The sequence below is a fragment of the Arthrobacter sorbitolis genome, assembly GCF_054510995.1.
In genome coordinates this window covers 709,172-724,907 of sequence record NZ_JBTNDM010000002.1, presented here as the reverse complement: position 1 = coordinate 724,907, position 15,736 = coordinate 709,172, and the positions used below count along the sequence as shown (strand labels likewise).

16 protein-coding genes are annotated in these 15,736 nt (G+C 71.7%); 12 read left to right on the top strand and 4 right to left on the bottom strand.

What is annotated here, in order from left to right:
• The first annotated feature begins 26 nt into the window (after positions 1-26).
• From ACX80K_RS08100 to ACX80K_RS08065, 8 genes are all read left to right on the top strand, one after another.
• On the top strand, positions 27-1,040 hold the full coding sequence (locus ACX80K_RS08100; RefSeq protein WP_459271317.1) for an ABC transporter permease: 1,014 nt from the start codon (positions 27-29) through the stop codon (positions 1,038-1,040).
• Positions 1,030-2,043 carry an iron chelate uptake ABC transporter family permease subunit gene (locus tag ACX80K_RS08095; RefSeq protein ID WP_459271316.1) on the top strand — a complete coding sequence of 338 codons (1,014 nt, stop codon included), beginning with the start codon at positions 1,030-1,032 and terminating at the stop codon, positions 2,041-2,043. The genes ACX80K_RS08100 and ACX80K_RS08095 overlap by 11 nt, the downstream gene beginning before the upstream one ends.
• Positions 2,040-2,795 (top strand): iron ABC transporter ATP-binding protein, encoded by a 756-nt coding sequence (locus tag ACX80K_RS08090; RefSeq protein ID WP_459271315.1) that lies wholly within the window; start codon positions 2,040-2,042, stop codon positions 2,793-2,795. The genes ACX80K_RS08095 and ACX80K_RS08090 overlap by 4 nt, the downstream gene beginning before the upstream one ends.
• Before the next feature lie 9 nt (positions 2,796-2,804).
• Positions 2,805-4,019, top strand: a complete 1,215-nt coding sequence (locus tag ACX80K_RS08085; protein WP_459271314.1) for a class I SAM-dependent methyltransferase — start codon at positions 2,805-2,807, stop codon at positions 4,017-4,019.
• A 110-nt stretch (positions 4,020-4,129) separates the two neighbouring features.
• Positions 4,130-4,852: an HAD family hydrolase gene (locus ACX80K_RS08080; protein WP_459271313.1), complete on the top strand. Its 723-nt coding sequence runs from the start codon at positions 4,130-4,132 to the stop codon at positions 4,850-4,852.
• A gap of 174 nt (positions 4,853-5,026) precedes the next feature.
• On the top strand, positions 5,027-6,781 hold the full coding sequence (locus tag ACX80K_RS08075) for a sensor histidine kinase (RefSeq protein ID WP_459271312.1): 1,755 nt from the start codon (positions 5,027-5,029) through the stop codon (positions 6,779-6,781).
• Complete coding sequence (locus ACX80K_RS08070; RefSeq protein WP_459271311.1) at positions 6,769-7,413, top strand: response regulator transcription factor; 645 nt, start codon at positions 6,769-6,771, stop codon at positions 7,411-7,413. The genes ACX80K_RS08075 and ACX80K_RS08070 overlap by 13 nt, the downstream gene beginning before the upstream one ends.
• A gap of 121 nt (positions 7,414-7,534) precedes the next feature.
• Entirely contained in the window at positions 7,535-9,166 is a 1,632-nt protein-coding gene (locus ACX80K_RS08065) for a serine hydrolase (RefSeq protein ID WP_459271310.1), read from the top strand.
• 28 nt (positions 9,167-9,194) lie between these two features.
• Here the strand turns inward: ACX80K_RS08065 and ACX80K_RS08060 are convergent, their stop codons facing one another.
• Both ACX80K_RS08060 and ACX80K_RS08055 read right to left on the bottom strand, forming a co-directional pair.
• Positions 9,195-9,488, bottom strand: coding sequence for a DUF503 domain-containing protein (locus tag ACX80K_RS08060; protein ID WP_459271309.1), 294 nt, complete (start codon positions 9,486-9,488; stop codon positions 9,195-9,197).
• A 40-nt stretch (positions 9,489-9,528) separates the two neighbouring features.
• A complete protein-coding gene (locus ACX80K_RS08055) occupies positions 9,529-10,545 on the bottom strand; it encodes a LacI family DNA-binding transcriptional regulator (RefSeq protein ID WP_459271308.1) in 1,017 nt (338 codons plus the stop codon).
• Positions 10,546-10,945: 400 nt separating this feature from the next.
• Here ACX80K_RS08055 and ACX80K_RS08050 point away from each other — a divergent pair, with 400 nt between their 5' ends.
• The 3 genes from ACX80K_RS08050 to ACX80K_RS08040 all read left to right on the top strand — a co-directional run bounded on the left by ACX80K_RS08050 (position 10,946) and on the right by ACX80K_RS08040 (position 12,382).
• Positions 10,946-11,359 carry a hypothetical protein gene (locus ACX80K_RS08050; protein WP_459271307.1) on the top strand — a complete coding sequence of 138 codons (414 nt, stop codon included), beginning with the start codon at positions 10,946-10,948 and terminating at the stop codon, positions 11,357-11,359.
• Between the two features lie 85 nt (positions 11,360-11,444).
• A complete protein-coding gene (ybaK, locus tag ACX80K_RS08045; RefSeq protein WP_459271306.1) occupies positions 11,445-11,939 on the top strand; it encodes a Cys-tRNA(Pro) deacylase in 495 nt (164 codons plus the stop codon).
• A gap of 20 nt (positions 11,940-11,959) precedes the next feature.
• A complete protein-coding gene (locus tag ACX80K_RS08040) occupies positions 11,960-12,382 on the top strand; it encodes a GNAT family N-acetyltransferase (RefSeq protein WP_459271305.1) in 423 nt (140 codons plus the stop codon).
• A 119-nt stretch (positions 12,383-12,501) separates the two neighbouring features.
• On the opposite strand, the gene ACX80K_RS08035 is transcribed toward ACX80K_RS08040, so the two are convergent.
• Together ACX80K_RS08035 and ACX80K_RS08030 are read right to left on the bottom strand one after the other, a co-directional pair.
• Positions 12,502-13,317, bottom strand: a complete 816-nt coding sequence (locus ACX80K_RS08035) for a PhzF family phenazine biosynthesis protein (RefSeq protein WP_459271304.1) — start codon at positions 13,315-13,317, stop codon at positions 12,502-12,504.
• Between the two features lie 34 nt (positions 13,318-13,351).
• Complete coding sequence (locus tag ACX80K_RS08030; RefSeq protein WP_459271303.1) at positions 13,352-14,806, bottom strand: APC family permease; 1,455 nt, start codon at positions 14,804-14,806, stop codon at positions 13,352-13,354.
• 181 nt (positions 14,807-14,987) lie between these two features.
• On the opposite strand from ACX80K_RS08030, the gene ACX80K_RS08025 reads away from it, so the two are divergent.
• Positions 14,988-15,434 carry a VOC family protein gene (locus ACX80K_RS08025; RefSeq protein ID WP_459271302.1) on the top strand — a complete coding sequence of 149 codons (447 nt, stop codon included), beginning with the start codon at positions 14,988-14,990 and terminating at the stop codon, positions 15,432-15,434.
• Positions 15,435-15,736: the final 302 nt, after the last annotated feature.

The window sequence follows — 15,736 nt, the reverse complement described above, 5'->3', positions numbered from 1 at the left end:
CTGCCGCTCCCGCGGCGGGCTCCCCCATGCCAGCACTCTCCCTCCGGCCGCAGCGGCCGGCACAGCAGCACGGCCCGCCCCGGCGCCCGGTCCTCTGGGCCGCGGGTGGGGCCGTGCTGCTGCTCGCCCTCGTCAGCCTGTTCGTGGGGGTCTCGGCGGTCTCCCCCGCCGATCTGCTCGCAGGCGACGCGGGCGTCCGGCAGACGTTCCTCGTGAGCCGGGTCCCGCGCACCCTGGCGGTCGTCCTGGCCGGTGTGGCGCTCAGCGTCGCGGGCTTCATCCTGCAGCTGATGGCCCGCAACCGCTTCGTCGAGCCGTCCACCGTGGGCACCGTCGAATCCGCCACCGCCGGGATCCTCGTCGCGACACTGCTCCTGCCCGCCGCGCCGATCGTCGCGAAGATGGGGATCGCCGCCCTCTTCGCCGTCGCCGGCACGGCGCTCTTCCTGTCCGTCCTGCGCCGGATCCCGTTGCGGAACACGCTGATCGTGCCGCTCGTGGGCATCATGCTCGGTGGTGTCATCGCGGCAGGGACGACGTTCTTCGCCTACCGCTTCGACCTGCTGCAGACGCTCAACACGTGGATGATCGGCGACTTCTCCGGGCTCGTCCGCGGCCGCTACGAGCTGCTGTGGATCGTCGCCGTCCTCGCCGTCGTCGGGTACGTGTGCGCCGACCGGTTCACCGTGGCCGGCATGGGCGAGGAGTTCACCACGAACCTCGGCCTGGACTACCGCCGCACCATGAACCTCGGGCTCGTACTGGTGAGCCTCATCAGCGCCGTCGTCGTCGTGGTCGTGGGGGCCGTCCCCTTCCTCGGCCTGATCGTGCCCAACCTCGTGTCCCTGCTCATCGGGGACAACGTCCGCCGCGCCGTCCCCTGGATCGCCCTGTGCGGCGCGGGGTTCCTCCTCGCCTGCGACATCCTGGGCCGCGTCGTCCGCTTCCCCTACGAGGTGCCCGTCGGCGTGATCGTCTCCGTGGTCGGCAGCGCCCTGTTCATCACCCTGCTCGTCCGGAGGACCGCCGGTGCGCGCTAGGACCGATCCCCTTCCCGCCGCCGTCGTGCAGTCGGACCGACGACCCGCCGGGACGCTCCCACCCGGTGCGTGGCTCGCCGTGCTCGGCACCGTCGCCACCGCACTGATCGCGGCGTTCCTGCTCGTCGACGTCCAGGGCGACCTCGCGTACGTGCTGCCCCGGCGGCTGAACCGCGTCGGCGCGATGGTGCTGGTCGCCGTCGCCGTCGGGGTGTCCACGGTGCTGTTCCAGACCGTGACCGGCAACCGGATCCTGACGCCGTCCATCCTGGGACTGGACGCCCTCTACATCCTCATCCAGACCGTCCTGGCGTTCGCCCTCGGAGCATCGACACTCCTCACGCTCGGCGCGCCGATCCGCTTCGCCGTCGAGGTCACCCTCATGGTCGCCTTCTCCTGGCTGCTGTACCGCTGGCTGTTCACGGGCGGCGGCCGGAGCCTGCACCTCCTGCTGCTGGTCGGCATCGTCTTCGGTGTCTTCTTCCGCGGCGTGTCGTCGCTGCTGCAGCGCCTGATGGACCCGAGCGAGTTCATCATCCTGCAGGACCTGTTCTTCGCGAGCTTCAACCGGGTGGACCCGACGCTGCTGCTGATCTCCGCCGTCACCGTCACCGCGCTGTGCATCCCCGCCTGGCGCCTCCGGCACCGCCTCGACGTCCTGGCGCTCGGCCGGGACACCGCCGTCGGGCTCGGCGTCGACCACCGCCGCACCGTGTCACTGGTCCTCGTGGTCTGTTCGGTGCTCGTCGCCGTCTCCACCGCCCTCGTGGGACCCGCGACGTTCTTCGGCCTCCTCGTCTCGACGCTCGCCTACCAGCTGTGCACCTCCTTCCGGCATGCCGTCGTGCTGCCCGTCGCCGTCCTGCTCGGCGTGATAGCCCTCGTGGGCGGGCAGCTCGTCCTCGAGCAGGTCTTCGCGTTCGACACCGCGCTCAGCATCGTCATCGAGTTCACCGGCGGCCTCGTCTTCCTCGCACTCCTCCTGAAAGGCCGTATCCGGTGATCACCGTCAGCCACGCCACGAAGCGCTACGGGACCACAACGGTGGTGGACGACCTCAGCTGCATCATCCCGGGCGGCGTCACCTCGATCATCGGCCCGAACGGTGCCGGGAAGTCGACCCTGCTGTCCCTGATGAGCAGGCTCCTGCCGCTGGACGGCGGCCGCGTGGAGGTGGACGGGCTGGACGTCGGCACGACGCCGGGGGCGCGGCTCGCCCGGACGCTGTCGATCCTGCGGCAGGAGAACCAGCTGACGGTCCGGCTCTCCGTGCGCGACCTCGTCGGATTCGGCCGGTTCCCCCACAACAACGGCCGCCCCACCGCGGCGGACCGCGAGCACATCGAGCAGGCCCTCGCCTACCTGGACCTGACCGACCTGGCCGACCGGTTCGTCGACGAGCTCTCCGGCGGGCAGCGCCAGCGCGCCTTCATCGCCATGGTGCTGGCCCAGGACACCGACCACATCCTGCTCGACGAGCCCCTCAACAACCTGGACATGAAGCACTCCGTGGACATGATGCGCCTGCTCCGCCGGCTCGCCGACGACCTCGGGAAGACCGTGGTCCTCGTGATCCACGACATCAACTTCGCCTCCTGCTACTCGGACACCATCCTCGCGATGCGCGACGGCGCCCTGATCCATCAGGGCACCCCGGCGGACATCATGACGCCGGCCGTCCTCCACCGCGTCTACGACGTGGAGATCCAGGTGGAGGAGATCCGCGGCAACAGGATCGGCGTGTACTTCGCCTAGGCTGGCTGCATGGCTTCGGAGAACATCGCGGACATCCTGACCCCCGAGGGCTGGGAGCTGCTGAACTCGCTCGGGCCCTACACCGAGGCCGACAGCCTGCGGCTCACGGAGCAGCTGCGGAAGGCGGGCCACTCCCCCGAGGCGGTCGCCGCAGCGCTCACGCAGTCGCGGCTCCGCGCGAAGGCGTCCGCGAAATTCGGGCCGTTCGCAGGGCACATGGTCTTCACCGCCGCCGGCCTCGAGCAGGCCACGCGCCTGACGGTCGCCGCCCGGCATGCGCAGCGCTTCGTCGACGCCGGGCTCGTACGGGTCGCCGACCTCGGCTGCGGCCTCGGCGCGGACAGCATGGCCCTGGCGACCCTCGACCGCGAGGTCACCGCCGTCGAGCTCGACGAGACCACGGCCGCCGCCGCGACCATGAACCTCCTGCCGTTCCCCAACGCCCGCGTCGTCAACACCGACGCCTCCTCGGTGGACATCACGGAGTACGACGGCGTGTGGCTGGACCCGGCGCGCCGCACGACGACGACGTCGGGCACCTCCCGCATCTTCGACCCGGAGGCGTTCTCGCCCCCGCTGTCCTTCGTCCGGCGACTCGCGGACGGCGGCACGCCCGTCGGCGTGAAGATGGGCCCGGGCATGCCGCACGACTCCATCCCGGCCACCTGCGAGGCGCAGTGGGTCTCCGTCGACGGCGACGTCACCGAGGTGGCCCTCTGGTTCAACACCCTGCGGCGGGAGGGCATCCGCCGTGCCGCGCTCGTCATCGGCCCGCAGGGGGCCGCGGAGCTGGTATCGGCCGCGGACTTCGGCGACGGGCCGACGGCGGCGGTCGGCGAGCCGGGCGGCTACCTCTACGAGCCCGACGGCGCCGTCATCCGGGCCGAACTCGTGGCGGACCTCGCCGCCCGGCTCGGCGGGCACCTGCTGGACCCGATGATCGCCTACATCTGCGCGCCGTCGTACACGGACACCCCGTTCGCCCGCGCCTACCGGGTGCTCGAGGTCCGCCCCTACAACGTGAAGGCGCTGAAGGCCTGGGTGCGCCGGGAGGGCATCGGCGTCCTCGACATCAAGAAGCGAGGCCTCTCGGTCACACCCGAGGAGGTACGCAAGCAGCTGCTCACCGGGTCGGGCAAGGGGCGGAAGAAGGCCACCCTCGTGCTGACGCGGATCGGCGACGAGCGCGTGGCGGTCGTCGTCGAGCCCGTGCCGGTCGCCTGAGGACGGGCCACACTTCCCGGTCCCCCGCAACCCGGAATGCCCGACGACGTCGGGGGGCCGGCCTTCCTAGACTCGGTCGGGAGCACATCCACCCGAGCGGAAGGCAGGACATGGCAGACGGCACCAGCACGGCAGCGGACACACGGCGCGGAGTGCTGTTCGACGTCGACGGGACCCTCGTCGACTCCAACTACCAGCACACCATGGCCTGGTGGCAGGCCTTCCGGCGGTTCGGCCACGACGTGCCCCTGGCCGAGATCCACCGCGCCATCGGCATGGGCGGCGACAAGCTCGTGGCCCACCTGCTCGGCGAGGACCGCGACACGGACCAGGACGCCGAGCTGGACTCCACGCACAGTGCCCTCTTCTCGAGCTACTGGCCGGGCCTCCGCGCGTTCGAGGGCGCCCGCGACCTCCTGCGCCGCTGCGCCGATGCCGGACTGACGGTGGTCCTCGCCTCCTCCTCCTCGCAGCAGGAAGTGGGGGTCTCCCGCGGCATCATCGACGCCGACGATGCCATCAGCGCCGCGACCAGCTCGTCGGACGCCGAGAACAGCAAGCCGTCCCCGGACATCCTGCAGGCCGCGCTCGAGGCCGGCGGGCTCGACGCGGCGAACACCGTGTTCGTCGGCGACTCGGTCTGGGACGTCAAGGCGGCGGCCGAACTGACGATCCCGACGATCGGTCTCGCGTCGGGCGGCACCAGCGAGGCCGAACTGCGGGACGCCGGCGCGGTCGAGGTGTACAAGGACATCCGGGCGCTGCTCGACGCGTTCGACGACGGCCCGCTGCAGGCCCTCGCGAAGCCGTCCTCCTCCGCCGCCAACGCCTGAGGGGTCGCCCCCGGATCGCGGGACGGCGGGCCGGCGACCCGGGACCCCCTGCGGGGCGTTCGTCACCCCGCGGCGACGGTGACGCGGCGACGGTGATGCAGCGGCGCTGACGCCGCCGGAAGTGGGGGGCTCCCGCCTCTCCTCCTGACGCCCTTCCGGCCCTACGCTGGGCACATGGTGACCCCGAGCGGGACCCGATCGTCCCTGTCCCGGTCGCTGCGCCGGGCACTCGTCCTGCTCGCCGTCGCCGTCCTGTTCCTCGGCACGTTCGAGCTGGCCCTCGTCCTGCCCACCGCCGGCGGGGACTGGTGGGTGCACCTGCTGTTCGTCGGTGTCTTCTGGGTGTACGCCGCAGCGGGCCTGATGGCCTGGTGGAGGCGACCGAGCAACCGGATGGGTGCCCTCATCCTGGTCGGCGGGCTGGCCCTGTTCACCGGGAGCCTCGCGAACACCGGGGTGCCCGTCCTCACCCCCCTCGGCGCGATCACCGCGACGACCGTCCTCGCGGTGGCGTTCCACCTGCTGCACGCGTTCCCGTCCGGGCGCCTGCGCAGCCGCTCCTCGCGGCTGACGGTGATCGCCGGCTACCTGGTCGCCCTGGTCCTCCAGGTCCCGCTCTACCTGTTCGACCCCGCGGCACCCGCACCGCTGGCCGTGGCCGACCGGCCCGACCTGCTGGGGCTCGGCGTCGGGGTGCAGCGGACCGCGGGCCTCGCCGTGGCGGTCGCGACGACCGTCATCCTGGCCCGGCGCCTCCTCCGTGCGGACGCGGCACACCGCAGGGTCCTCGGCCCGCTCTTCGCGTACGGGATCGTCGCCGTCCTCCTCATCCCGACCAGCTCCACCCTGGTCGAGGCGGTTCTCGGCCTGCCGGCGACGGTGCGCGCGGGAGTGCAGGCCGCGCTGCTCGGCGGCATCCCGATCGCCTTCGCCCTCGGGGTGCTGCGCGGCGGCTTCGCGCGGACGGGCGAGCTCGAGGAACTGGGGGCCTGGCTCGGCGTCACGGGCGGGGCCAGGCCCGCCCCCGCCCCGGCACTGCGCCGCGCGCTCGGCGACGAGTCCCTCGACATCGTGTTCTGGCTGCCCGGGAGCCGCACCTGGGCGGATTCCTCGGGAGCGCCGGCCCATCTGCCGGCCCCCGGCGGCGAACGGGCCGGCGTCGACGTCGAGGTCGGCGGTCGCCGGGTGGGGGCGATCGTGTACGACGCGTCCCTCATCGCCGACCCGGACCTGGTGCGTACCGCGGGCCGGGTGGTCGCGCTCGCCGTGGAACGCGAACGGCTCACGGCCGAGCTGCTGGCGAGCCAGGCCGCGCTGCTCACCTCGCGTGCCCGCCTGGTCGCCGCCGCCGACCGCGAGCGGCGGAGGATCGCGCAGGACCTGCACGACGGGCTTCAGGTCCAGCTCGTCCTCCTCGCGCTCGAGGCCCAGCAGGTGGCGAACGGATCCGGGTCGACGATCACGCGCGAGCAGGTGACGGCGCTCCGGAAGGGCATCGACGACGCCGCGGCGGACCTCCGCCGCCTCGTGCACGACGTCATGCCCGCGACGCTGATCGAGCACGGTCTCTCAGCGGCCACGGAGGACCTCGTGGACCGCATGCCGGTCCCCACCCGCCTGCATCTCGGCATCACCGACGGCGCGTTGCCCGAGGCGATCGAGAGCACCGCCTACTTCGTCGTCGCCGAAGGGCTGGCGAACGCCCTCAAGCACTCCAGGGCCGCCGCGTTCACGGTACGCATCGAGCGCAGGGGCGACCGCCTGCTCGTCCAGGTCGACGACGACGGCGTCGGCGGGGCGTCCTTCCACGCCGGGCGCGGGCTGCGAGGACTGGCGGACCGGGTCGAGGTCGTCAACGGGCGCCTGGAGATGCAGAGCCATGCGGGCCGGGGGACACGACTGAGGGCGGAGCTGCCATGCGTGTTGTGATCGGCGAGGACGAAACGCTGCTCCGGCAGGGGCTGACGCTCGTCCTCGAGCAGGAGGGGTTCGACGTCGTCGCCGCGGTCCCGAATGCCGGGCGGCTCCTCGACGCCGTGGCCCGGCACCGTCCGGACCTCGTCGTCACCGACATCCGCATGCCGCCCACCCATACCGACGAGGGCCTCGTCGCCGCCCTCCGCATCCGGGCGGAGCACCCGGACTCGGCGGTCGTGGTGCTCTCCCAGTACGTACAGCGGCGATACGCCGTCGAGCTGCTCACCAACCGCCCCGGGGTCGGCTACCTGCTGAAGCAGCGCATTGCCGACGTCGACGCCTTCTGCGCCGATCTCCGGCGCGTGGCCGGCGGTGGTACCGCCCTCGACCCGGAGGTCGTCGACGTCCTGGTGAGGCGTGCGCGGCTCGCCCAGGACGACCTGGCCCGCCTGACCCCGCGCCAGCAGGAGGTGCTGTCGCTCATGGCCGAGGGGCGCAGCAACGCGTGGATCGCGTCGAGGCTCGTGGTGACGGAGAAGGCCGTGGTGCAGCACTCCTCGCGCATCTACGAGGCGCTCGGCCTGCCGGTCGCGGTGGACGACCACCGCAGGGTGCTCGCCGTGATCCGCTACCTGACCCGGTAGGCACCCGGAGGCACTCCGTCCCGTCGTCGGGCCGGCCGAAGACGGGACGTAGGCCCATCGCCGTGCGTCCGGGGCGCGCACTACCCTGAGGGTCCCCAGCCAGCCCCGGTCAGGAGTCCCCATGCGTCGCCATCCCCCGCTCCGCGCCGCCGCCGCGGCCGTGTTCGTGACCGTCCTGGCCGGGTGCACCCTCCCCGCGGAGGGTGCACCCGTCTCCGACGCCGCGCCGAACCACGACATCCCGGTCGCCATCGGTGCCGCCCCCAACCAGGACGTCGTCGCGTTGCCGGAGGGCGGCATCGACGCCGCGGTGGACGGACTGCCCGGCATCGTGCGGTCCGTGATGGAACGGACCGGCATCCCCGGTGCGGCGGTCGCGGTGGTCCACGACGGCGAGACCGTCTTCGCCGAGGGCTACGGCGTGCGGAAGCTCGGGGAGGAGGGTGCCGTCGACCCGGACACCGTCTTCCAGATCGCCTCGCTGTCCAAACCCGTCGGAGCGACAGTGGTCGCCCGCCAGGTGTCGCAGGGGGTCGTCGAGTGGACCACGCCGGTCGCCGGCCTGCTGCCCGGGTTCGGGCTCGAGGACCCCTGGGTCTCCTCCCACGCGACCGTCGGCGACTTCTATGCGCACCGCACGGGGTTGCCGCCCGCCGCCGGTGACCTGCTGGAGGACATCGGGTACGGCCGCGACTACGTGATCGACCACCTCCGGTACCAGCCGCTGAACCCGTTCCGCGCGAGCTACGGCTACGCGAACTTCGGCACCACCGTCGGCGCGGAGGCCGTGGCCACGGCGGCGGGAACCGCGTGGGAGGCGCTCTCGGAGGAGCAGCTCTACCGGCCCCTCGGGATGGACAGCACGAGTTCGAGGCACGCCGACTTCCTCGGCCGGGAGAACCGGGCGACGCTGCACACCAAGGTGGCGGAGGGGACGTTCGAGCCGCTGTACGAGCGCGACGCCGACGCCCAGTCCCCGGCGGGCGGTGTCTCCTCGACGGTCGGCGACCTGGCCGAGTGGATGAAGCTGGTCCTCGGGTCCGGCACGTACGACGGCCGGGAACTGGTGGCGGAGGAGGACCTGCTGCCGGCGATCAGCCCGCAGAGCGTCTCGTCCCGTCCGACGGCACCCGACCAGCGCGCCGGGCAGTACGGCTTCGGATTCGGTGTCGGGGTGCAGCCGGGCGGCCGCGTGAGCCTGAGCCATTCGGGGGCCTTCTCGCTCGGAGCCGCGACGACCGTCGTGATGGTGCCCTCCGCCGACGTCGGCATCGTGGTGCTGACGAACGCCTCCCCCGTCGGTGCCCCGGAGGCCATGGCCGCGGCCTTCCTCGACGAGGTGCAGTTCGGCCACGGCATCCGTGACTGGGTGGAGACCTACGGGACCGCGACGGCAGGGTACAGCGCGCCGACGGGCGACCTCGCGGGCCGGCCCGCTCCTGCGGACCCCGTCCCGGCGAGACCGTTGTCGGCCTACACCGGGGAGTATGCGAACGAGTACTACGGGACGGCGACCATGACTGAGGAGGACGGGGCCCTCGTCCTGGCCGTCGGGCCCGACGGCGTGTCCACTGCCGTCCTCGAGCACTGGGACGAGGACACCTTCGCCTATGCCCCGCGCGGCGAGAACGCGCCCGACGGCTCGCTCTCGTCCGTCGTCTTCTCCGGACGCGGTGACGCCGCCACGTCGATGACGGTCGACTTCTTCCAGACCGCCTCCAAGGACCTGGGGACCTGGCGACGGGCCGGCTGATCCGCCACCCCGGGGCGGTCCCGGGCCCCTAGTCCTCGCTGCTGAGGAGGCGCCGCCGGGCACTGAGGAGCTCCACCTCGGGCCGTGCCGCGACGTACCGCTCCACCCGGTCCAGCACGTCCAGCACATGCCCGCGGTCCCCTCCGACCACGCCTGCCCCGACGACGGCCCGGCGGTGCAGGTCCTGGTGGCCGACCTCGGCGACGGACAGCTCGAACTTCCGGCGGAGGTCCGACACCAGGGGGCGCACCACCGATCGCTTGCCCTTCAGCGAGTGCACGTCGCCGAGCAGCACGTCGAACTCGATGAACCCGATCCACATGGCCGTCCTCCTTGTCGTCCTGCGTCCGTCCCCGGCGGGTCTAGGCCGAGTCGCGCCAGACGACGGTGGTGTCGAGCACCTGCACCGGGCTCGGCAGCCCCCGGATCTGCGCCAGGACCAGTTCGGCCGCGGTACTGCCCAGCAGGTCGGCGGGCTGCTTGACGGTGGAGAGCTGAGGCCTGGTCCTCAGGGCCCAGCTGCTGTCGTCGAAGCCGACGATCCCGACGTCGTCGGGCACCTTCCGCCCGGACTCCTGCAGGGCGGTCATGGCGCCCGCCGCGACGGCGTCGGACGCGGCGAAGACGCCGTCGATCTCCGGGCAGCGCCGCAGCAGCTCCTGCATGCCCTCGAGCCCGGCAGCGTAGGTGTAGAGGGGGTACTCGACCACCAGCGAGGCGTCGAAGCGGTCGCCCAGGGCGTCCCGGAATCCCGCGAACCGGTCGTGGCCGGAGTCGCGGTCCATGGCACTGGCGATCATGCCGATGCGCCGGCGGCCGGTCCCGATGAGGCGCTCGGTGATGGCGCGGGCCGCCGCGACGTTGTCGATGGCCACATAGGGCAGGTCGGGCGTGCCCGGCGGATGCCCCACGAAGGCCGCGGGCACACCGATGTCGCGCACGGCCGACGCGATGGGGTCGGATGCCCGGGCCGAGACGATCACCGCGCCGTCGACGAGCCCGCCCCGAAGGTAGTCCGCCACCCTGCGGCTGTCCCGGTCCGAGTCGATGATCAGGGAGACCAGCTGGTAGTCGGCCTTCGACAGGACGGCGTTGGCGCCGAGGAGGATCGAGCCGATGTTCGGGTCCTCGAACAGCAGCGAGTGGGGCTCGTGGATGATGAGGGCGATCGCGCGCGACTCCTGCGTGACGAGGTTCCGGGCGGCCGAGTTGCGCACGTACCCGACGCGCGCGATGGCCTCCTCGACGGCCACGCGGGCCTCGTCCGACACGTAGCGCTCCCCGTTGACGACCCGCGACACCGTCCCCCGCGAGAGCCCGGCGGCGGATGCGACGTCGTTGATGGTCGCCCGGCGGGTCCGGGTGCGCGTCGGGGGCATATCTGTACTGTAGCGGAGCCCCTGCGGGCCATCCGTGCCGGGAAGGAGTAGGGTGAGGGAAGTTGTCTAGAAGAAGGCGGCTGCCTTCGGTTCTTCTCTTCGCTGCCCTGCGTCCGCGCCGGTCACCCACCAGAAGAGCGCCATCCCCGAAAGGGGCGTGCACCATGAACAGCCATCTTCTCCAGCCGCCCGCAGGTCGTCCAGCGACCTCAGCCCGAAGTCCGCGCTCCGGCTCCCGCCCGCCGTCCTGACGGTCCCCCTCCCCCTGTCGGCGCTTCCGCGCCCTGACGCAGCGATGCCCACCAGCGCATCCGCTCCGCACCGACCGCTCCGAGCGAGTCACCCCTGGCCGGTTCCACCTCTCCCCGGCCCCGCGTCCCAGACACTGCGAAGGACCACCATGACCCAGCACGTACGCACTTTCATCCAGGAATGCATCACCGTCACCGCCGACGGTTCGCTCGCCTCGATCGACGAGGTCGAGGGCCTGTACCTGCACTGGTCCTCACGACGCACGGCCGACACCTCGGACGCCGCCGCGGACGGGTACGAGGCGGAGGTATCCGGCGAGAGCCCCGTGCTCGCGGCCCTCCGCGGCTACGGTCTGGAGACGGTGCGGCGTGACGGCGTCGAGTACCTCGAGGGCCTCGTCCTGACGGGCCCGGTCATGGCGGACTTCATCCTGTCCTGCGACTTCGCAGGGGCGTGGGGCCGGCCGGACCCCCTGGAGCCCGACCTCATCGAGGACGTCGCCGCCGCCGAAGAATCCACCTCCCCCCAGCAGCGGCTCGTCGTCGCAGCCTATTCGTCGTAGGGCAGGTCCGCCGAGGGACCGGTCCCTCGGCGGAGTCCGTCCGTCGGAGGAACGGGTTCCTCCGACGGACCGTGAAGGAGGTGCCGTGGGCAGGAAACCCGGACTCCCCCGCAGCACTCCCGCCCTGGCCGCACTCTCCGCGGCCGGTATACCCTTCACGGCCCGCCCCTACGGGCACGAGCAGGGCGTCTCGTCCTACGGGCTCGAAGCCGCCGCCGCGCTGGGCGTCCCGCCCGCCCAGGTCTTCAAGACCCTGATGGCCAGTGTGGACGGTGCCCTCGTCGCCGCCGTCGTGCCCGTCACCGGATCGCTGGACCTGAAGGCGCTCGCCGCCGCCCTCGGGAAGCGCAAGGCGGTGATGGCGGACCCTGAAATCGCCCGGCGCCGCACGGGATACGTGCTGGGCGGGATCTCACCGCTGGGCCAGCGCCATCCCTCGCCCGTCGTCGTCGACGAGTCCGCCCTCCGGCTCCCGGCGATGTTCGTGTCGGGCGGCCGGCGCGGACTGGACATCGAGGTGGCCCCCGCCGATCTGATCGCCGCGACCCGTGCGCTCACCGCGCCGATCGCCGGCCCGTAGCCGTGGACAGGGTGGATGATGTGGAACTGACCGCCGGGGCCGTCCCGACCTCCGCCGAACTGCTCGACCTGTACGGGGCCGTCGGCTGGACGGCCTACACCCGTGACCCCGACCGGCTGCGACGCAGCATCGCCGGATCGCACCTCGTCCTCACCGCGCGCAACGGCGACGGCGGACTGCTCGGTCTCGCACGCACCGTCTCCGACGGCGCCTCCATCTGTTACATCCAGGACCTCCTGGTGCACCCCGACGCCCGCTGCCGCGGCATCGGGCGTTCCCTCGTGCGGGACATCCAGCAGCGCTACAGCCACTGCATGTTCGTGGCGCTGACCACCGACGCGGAGGGCACGCAGGATGCGCCGCAGTCGCACCCGTTCTACCGGTCCCTCGGCTTCGAGTCCCACGGCGCCCTGGGCCTCGCCGCCTTCGGCTACCGGCCCTGAGGCTGCCCTTCGCCGACCGGCCCTTCGGCTCTCTGCCCTTCGACTCTCTGCGCCGAGGCGCGTCGCCCGCCCGGATCAGCGCCCGGGGACCCTGGCCCCTTCCCGCTGATCCGGACGGCTCAGCCCGAGACCGTCAGGCCGCCGGCCGGAGGTACTCCCACCGTGATGAGCGACGGCCGTCCGACGTCGGCGCCCTGGTGCACCGTGAGCGTGGCCGGCGGCGCGACCTCACCCCGTGCGCGCAGGTACGCCCCGAGGGACGCCGCCGCGGAACCCGTGGCAGGGTCCTCGCGGACCCCGCCGGGCGGGAACGGGTTCCGTGCCTCGAAGACGTGGTCGCCCAGCCGGTGGACGACGGCGACCGTGGCACCCCAGCCCTCCGCGGCCATGAGGCCCTTCAGGCCCTCGTAGTCGTAGTCGAGGCCCCGGAGGACCGCGCTGTCGCGGACGGGCACGATCGGGTGGATGTTGCCGGCGAAGGCCAGCATGACGGGCAGCGCGGCCGACAGGTCCTCCTCGGCGAGGCGGAGGTGCTGCAGGAGTCGCGCGCGGACCGCGGCGTCGATCGCGTCGACCCACGGCTCCACGGTCACGAGGGACGCGACGAGGCGGCCGGCCTCCGTCCGTGTCCCCAGGTCGAGCGGACCCACCGGCGTGGAGAGGACCAGCGTCCCGGGGCCCTCGCGTTCGGCGAGCGCGACACCGGTGGCGATCGTCGCGTGCCCGCAGAACGGAATCTCGGCCTCGGGCGCGAAGTACCGGATGGCCGCGGTACCCGGGCCCCTGCGCGAGACGAATGCACTCTCCGCGTAGCCGAGGTCGGCCGCGATGGCCTGCATCTGCGCGGCCGTCAGGTCGTCGGCGTCGAGCACCACACCGGCGGGGTTGCCGCCGTCGGCCCGGTCCGTGAACGCGGCGTAGCGGAGGATCTCCATGGCGGAAGGATAGCGCCCCGTCGTGGGTCGGCCGTCAGCCGCCGATCGCCGTCGGGTCCCCCGCCCGGGTGTTGGTCCTGCGGTTGATCAGCCACGTGACGAGCCACAAGACGACGCCGATCACCATGAGACCGCCCGCGATCTGGTACTGGACGACGTCGCGCCCGACCCACGGACCGGCGAGGAACGCGCACAGGAGTGCGGCCACGATGGGCAGCTGGCCGGGAGAGGTGAAGAACACCTTCCGGTTGACGTCCCGCTTGCGCCGCAGCACCACGCACGCGACGTTCACCACGGTGAACACGCACAGGAGCAGGAAGGCCGTGGTGCCCGAGAGGTTGGCGACGATGTTGCTGTCGGGATCGCTGGTCACGTAGAGGATCAGGCCGAGGGCGAGGACCGTGGAGAAGGCGATGCCGGCCCACGGGGTGCAGCGGACCGGGAGGACCTTCGCGAGCGGGCGGGGCAGGACGTCCTGCCGTGCCATGCCGTAGATCAGGCGGCTCGCCATCAGCATGTTGATCAGCGCCGTGTTGGCGACGGCGAAGACGGCGAGGAACGGGAAGATCCTGTCGATCGGGAAGTCGGGCGACCCCTTGTGGACCACCTCGAGCAGCGCCGCACCCTCTGCTTCCCGGATGCCCTCGAGTTCGGTGGGGCTGAGGACCGTGACGACCGAGACGGCGACGAGCATGTAGACGATGACGGCGATACCGAGGCCGGTCAGCATGGTGCGGGGGAAGATCCGCTCGGGGTTCTGCGTCTCCTCGACCATGTTGACGGAGTCCTCGAAGCCGACCATGGCGAAGAACGCGATCGAGGTCGCCGCGGTGACCGCGAGGAAGAGGCCCTTGTCCTGGTAGTCGGTGAACACGAAGATCTGGCCCACGTTGCCGGTGCCCTGGGCCATCGCGAGGAAGCCGACACCGATCACGATGCACAGTGCGGCCACCTCCACGAGGGTCAGGACCACGTTGAACTTGACGCTCTCGCCGACCCCGCGGAGGTTGATCACGGCCAGCAGCAGCATGAAGCCGAGGGCGACGGCGGTGATGACGCCCTGGCCCGGCATGGCCATCCACCCGTTGATCTCCAGCCCGCCGAAGAAGTTCTGCGCCAGCACGTTGGCCGAGGTCGCGGCGCTCGTTATCCCCGAGCAGACGACGGCGAAGGCCACCAGGAAGGTGACGAAGTGGATCCCGAACGCCTTGTGGGTGTAGAGGGCGGCTCCGGCCGCCTGCGGGTACTGCGTCACGAGTTCGAGGTACGAGAACGCGGTCAGGGTCGCGACGACGAAGGCCAGCAGGAACGGGAGCCAGACGAGCCCGCCGACCGTCCCCGCCATGGTCCCGGTGACGGCGTACACACCGGCGCCGAGGATGTCCCCGACGATGAACAGGAGGAGCAGCTTGGGCCCGAGGACCCGTTTGAGCTCCGGCTCCCCGGTCGAGGTCGATGCATCAGACGCATGCTCTGCAGAAGTACTCATGGTCGGCCTCCCTGGGGATTTTCCCCCTTACTGTTGCCCTGTTCAGGCCGCTTAGCAAGGGGTGGACACGAATGCGTCGAGCGCCGATGATTTCCCGGACGGCTCCGCGTCTAACGGGTACAAGGGCCTCCAGGGGCCGCCGGACCACATCGCACCACCGCCCAGGAACAGGAGAACGGCCATGGCCACGAACGTCTTCATCAACCTCCCCGTCAGCGACCTCGCGAGGTCGAAGGAGTTCTACACCAGCTTCGGCTGGACGCTCGACCCGAACTTCTCCAACGACGACGCCGGAGCCGTCGCCATCAGTGACACCATCTTCCTGATGATCCTCACCCACCAGCACTGGGCGCAGTTCACGGACAAGCCCGTGGCCGACGCACACGCCACCTCGGCCGTCATCAACGCGATCGGGGTCGACGCCCCCGAGGAGGTCGACACGCTCGTGGGGCAGGCTGTCGCTGCAGGCGCCACCGAGGGCAAGCCGCAGGAGCTCGGCTTCATGCGGTCCCGGTCGTTCTCCGACCCGGACGGTCACGCCTGGGAAGTGATGTGGATGGACCCCATCGCCCAGACCGGCGACTGGGAGGCCGTCGAGGCCAAGTACGGCAACCAGCAGCCGGCCTGACCGCGCCGCCCGCCGGCACGCTCGGCCGCCTCCGCGACGTCGCCCACCTGTCCGTGGCGCCGTCCACCGACCTCCCCGCGGACCTCGGGGAGGTCGCGGCGCAGGCCCGGGACGTCCCGGTCCGGCGGGAGACAGCACCCGCCGGAGCCCTCCGGCCGCGTTGACACCGATTGTGACCGGAGTTACTCTGGGAGCGTTCACACATTCTCGATGGAGAGTTCTGCCGCCCGCCTCTGGGAACGTTCACAGAGCGGGGCCGCGGTCCTCTCCAGCACCCTTCGGGAGTCGGTACCGCAGCATGA

Bases quoted from the DNA above. Each gene is read 5' to 3' on its own strand.
- ACX80K_RS08100 (WP_459271317.1), top strand. From the start codon at position 27: ATGCCAGCACTCTCCCTCCGGCCGCAGCGGCCGGCACAGCAGCACGGC.
- ACX80K_RS08085 (WP_459271314.1), top strand. From the start codon at position 2,805: ATGGCTTCGGAGAACATCGCGGACATCCTGACCCCCGAGGGCTGGGAG.
- ACX80K_RS08080 (WP_459271313.1), top strand. From the start codon at position 4,130: ATGGCAGACGGCACCAGCACGGCAGCGGACACACGGCGCGGAGTGCTG.
- ACX80K_RS08075 (WP_459271312.1), top strand. From the start codon at position 5,027: ATGGTGACCCCGAGCGGGACCCGATCGTCCCTGTCCCGGTCGCTGCGC.
- ACX80K_RS08070 (WP_459271311.1), top strand. From the start codon at position 6,769: ATGCGTGTTGTGATCGGCGAGGACGAAACGCTGCTCCGGCAGGGGCTG.
- ACX80K_RS08065 (WP_459271310.1), top strand. From the start codon at position 7,535: ATGCGTCGCCATCCCCCGCTCCGCGCCGCCGCCGCGGCCGTGTTCGTG.
- ACX80K_RS08060 (WP_459271309.1), bottom strand. From the start codon at position 9,488: ATGTGGATCGGGTTCATCGAGTTCGACGTGCTGCTCGGCGACGTGCAC.
- ACX80K_RS08055 (WP_459271308.1), bottom strand. From the start codon at position 10,545: ATGCCCCCGACGCGCACCCGGACCCGCCGGGCGACCATCAACGACGTC.
- ACX80K_RS08050 (WP_459271307.1), top strand. From the start codon at position 10,946: ATGACCCAGCACGTACGCACTTTCATCCAGGAATGCATCACCGTCACC.
- ACX80K_RS08035 (WP_459271304.1), bottom strand. From the start codon at position 13,317: ATGGAGATCCTCCGCTACGCCGCGTTCACGGACCGGGCCGACGGCGGC.
- ACX80K_RS08030 (WP_459271303.1), bottom strand. From the start codon at position 14,806: ATGAGTACTTCTGCAGAGCATGCGTCTGATGCATCGACCTCGACCGGG.
- ACX80K_RS08025 (WP_459271302.1), top strand. From the start codon at position 14,988: ATGGCCACGAACGTCTTCATCAACCTCCCCGTCAGCGACCTCGCGAGG.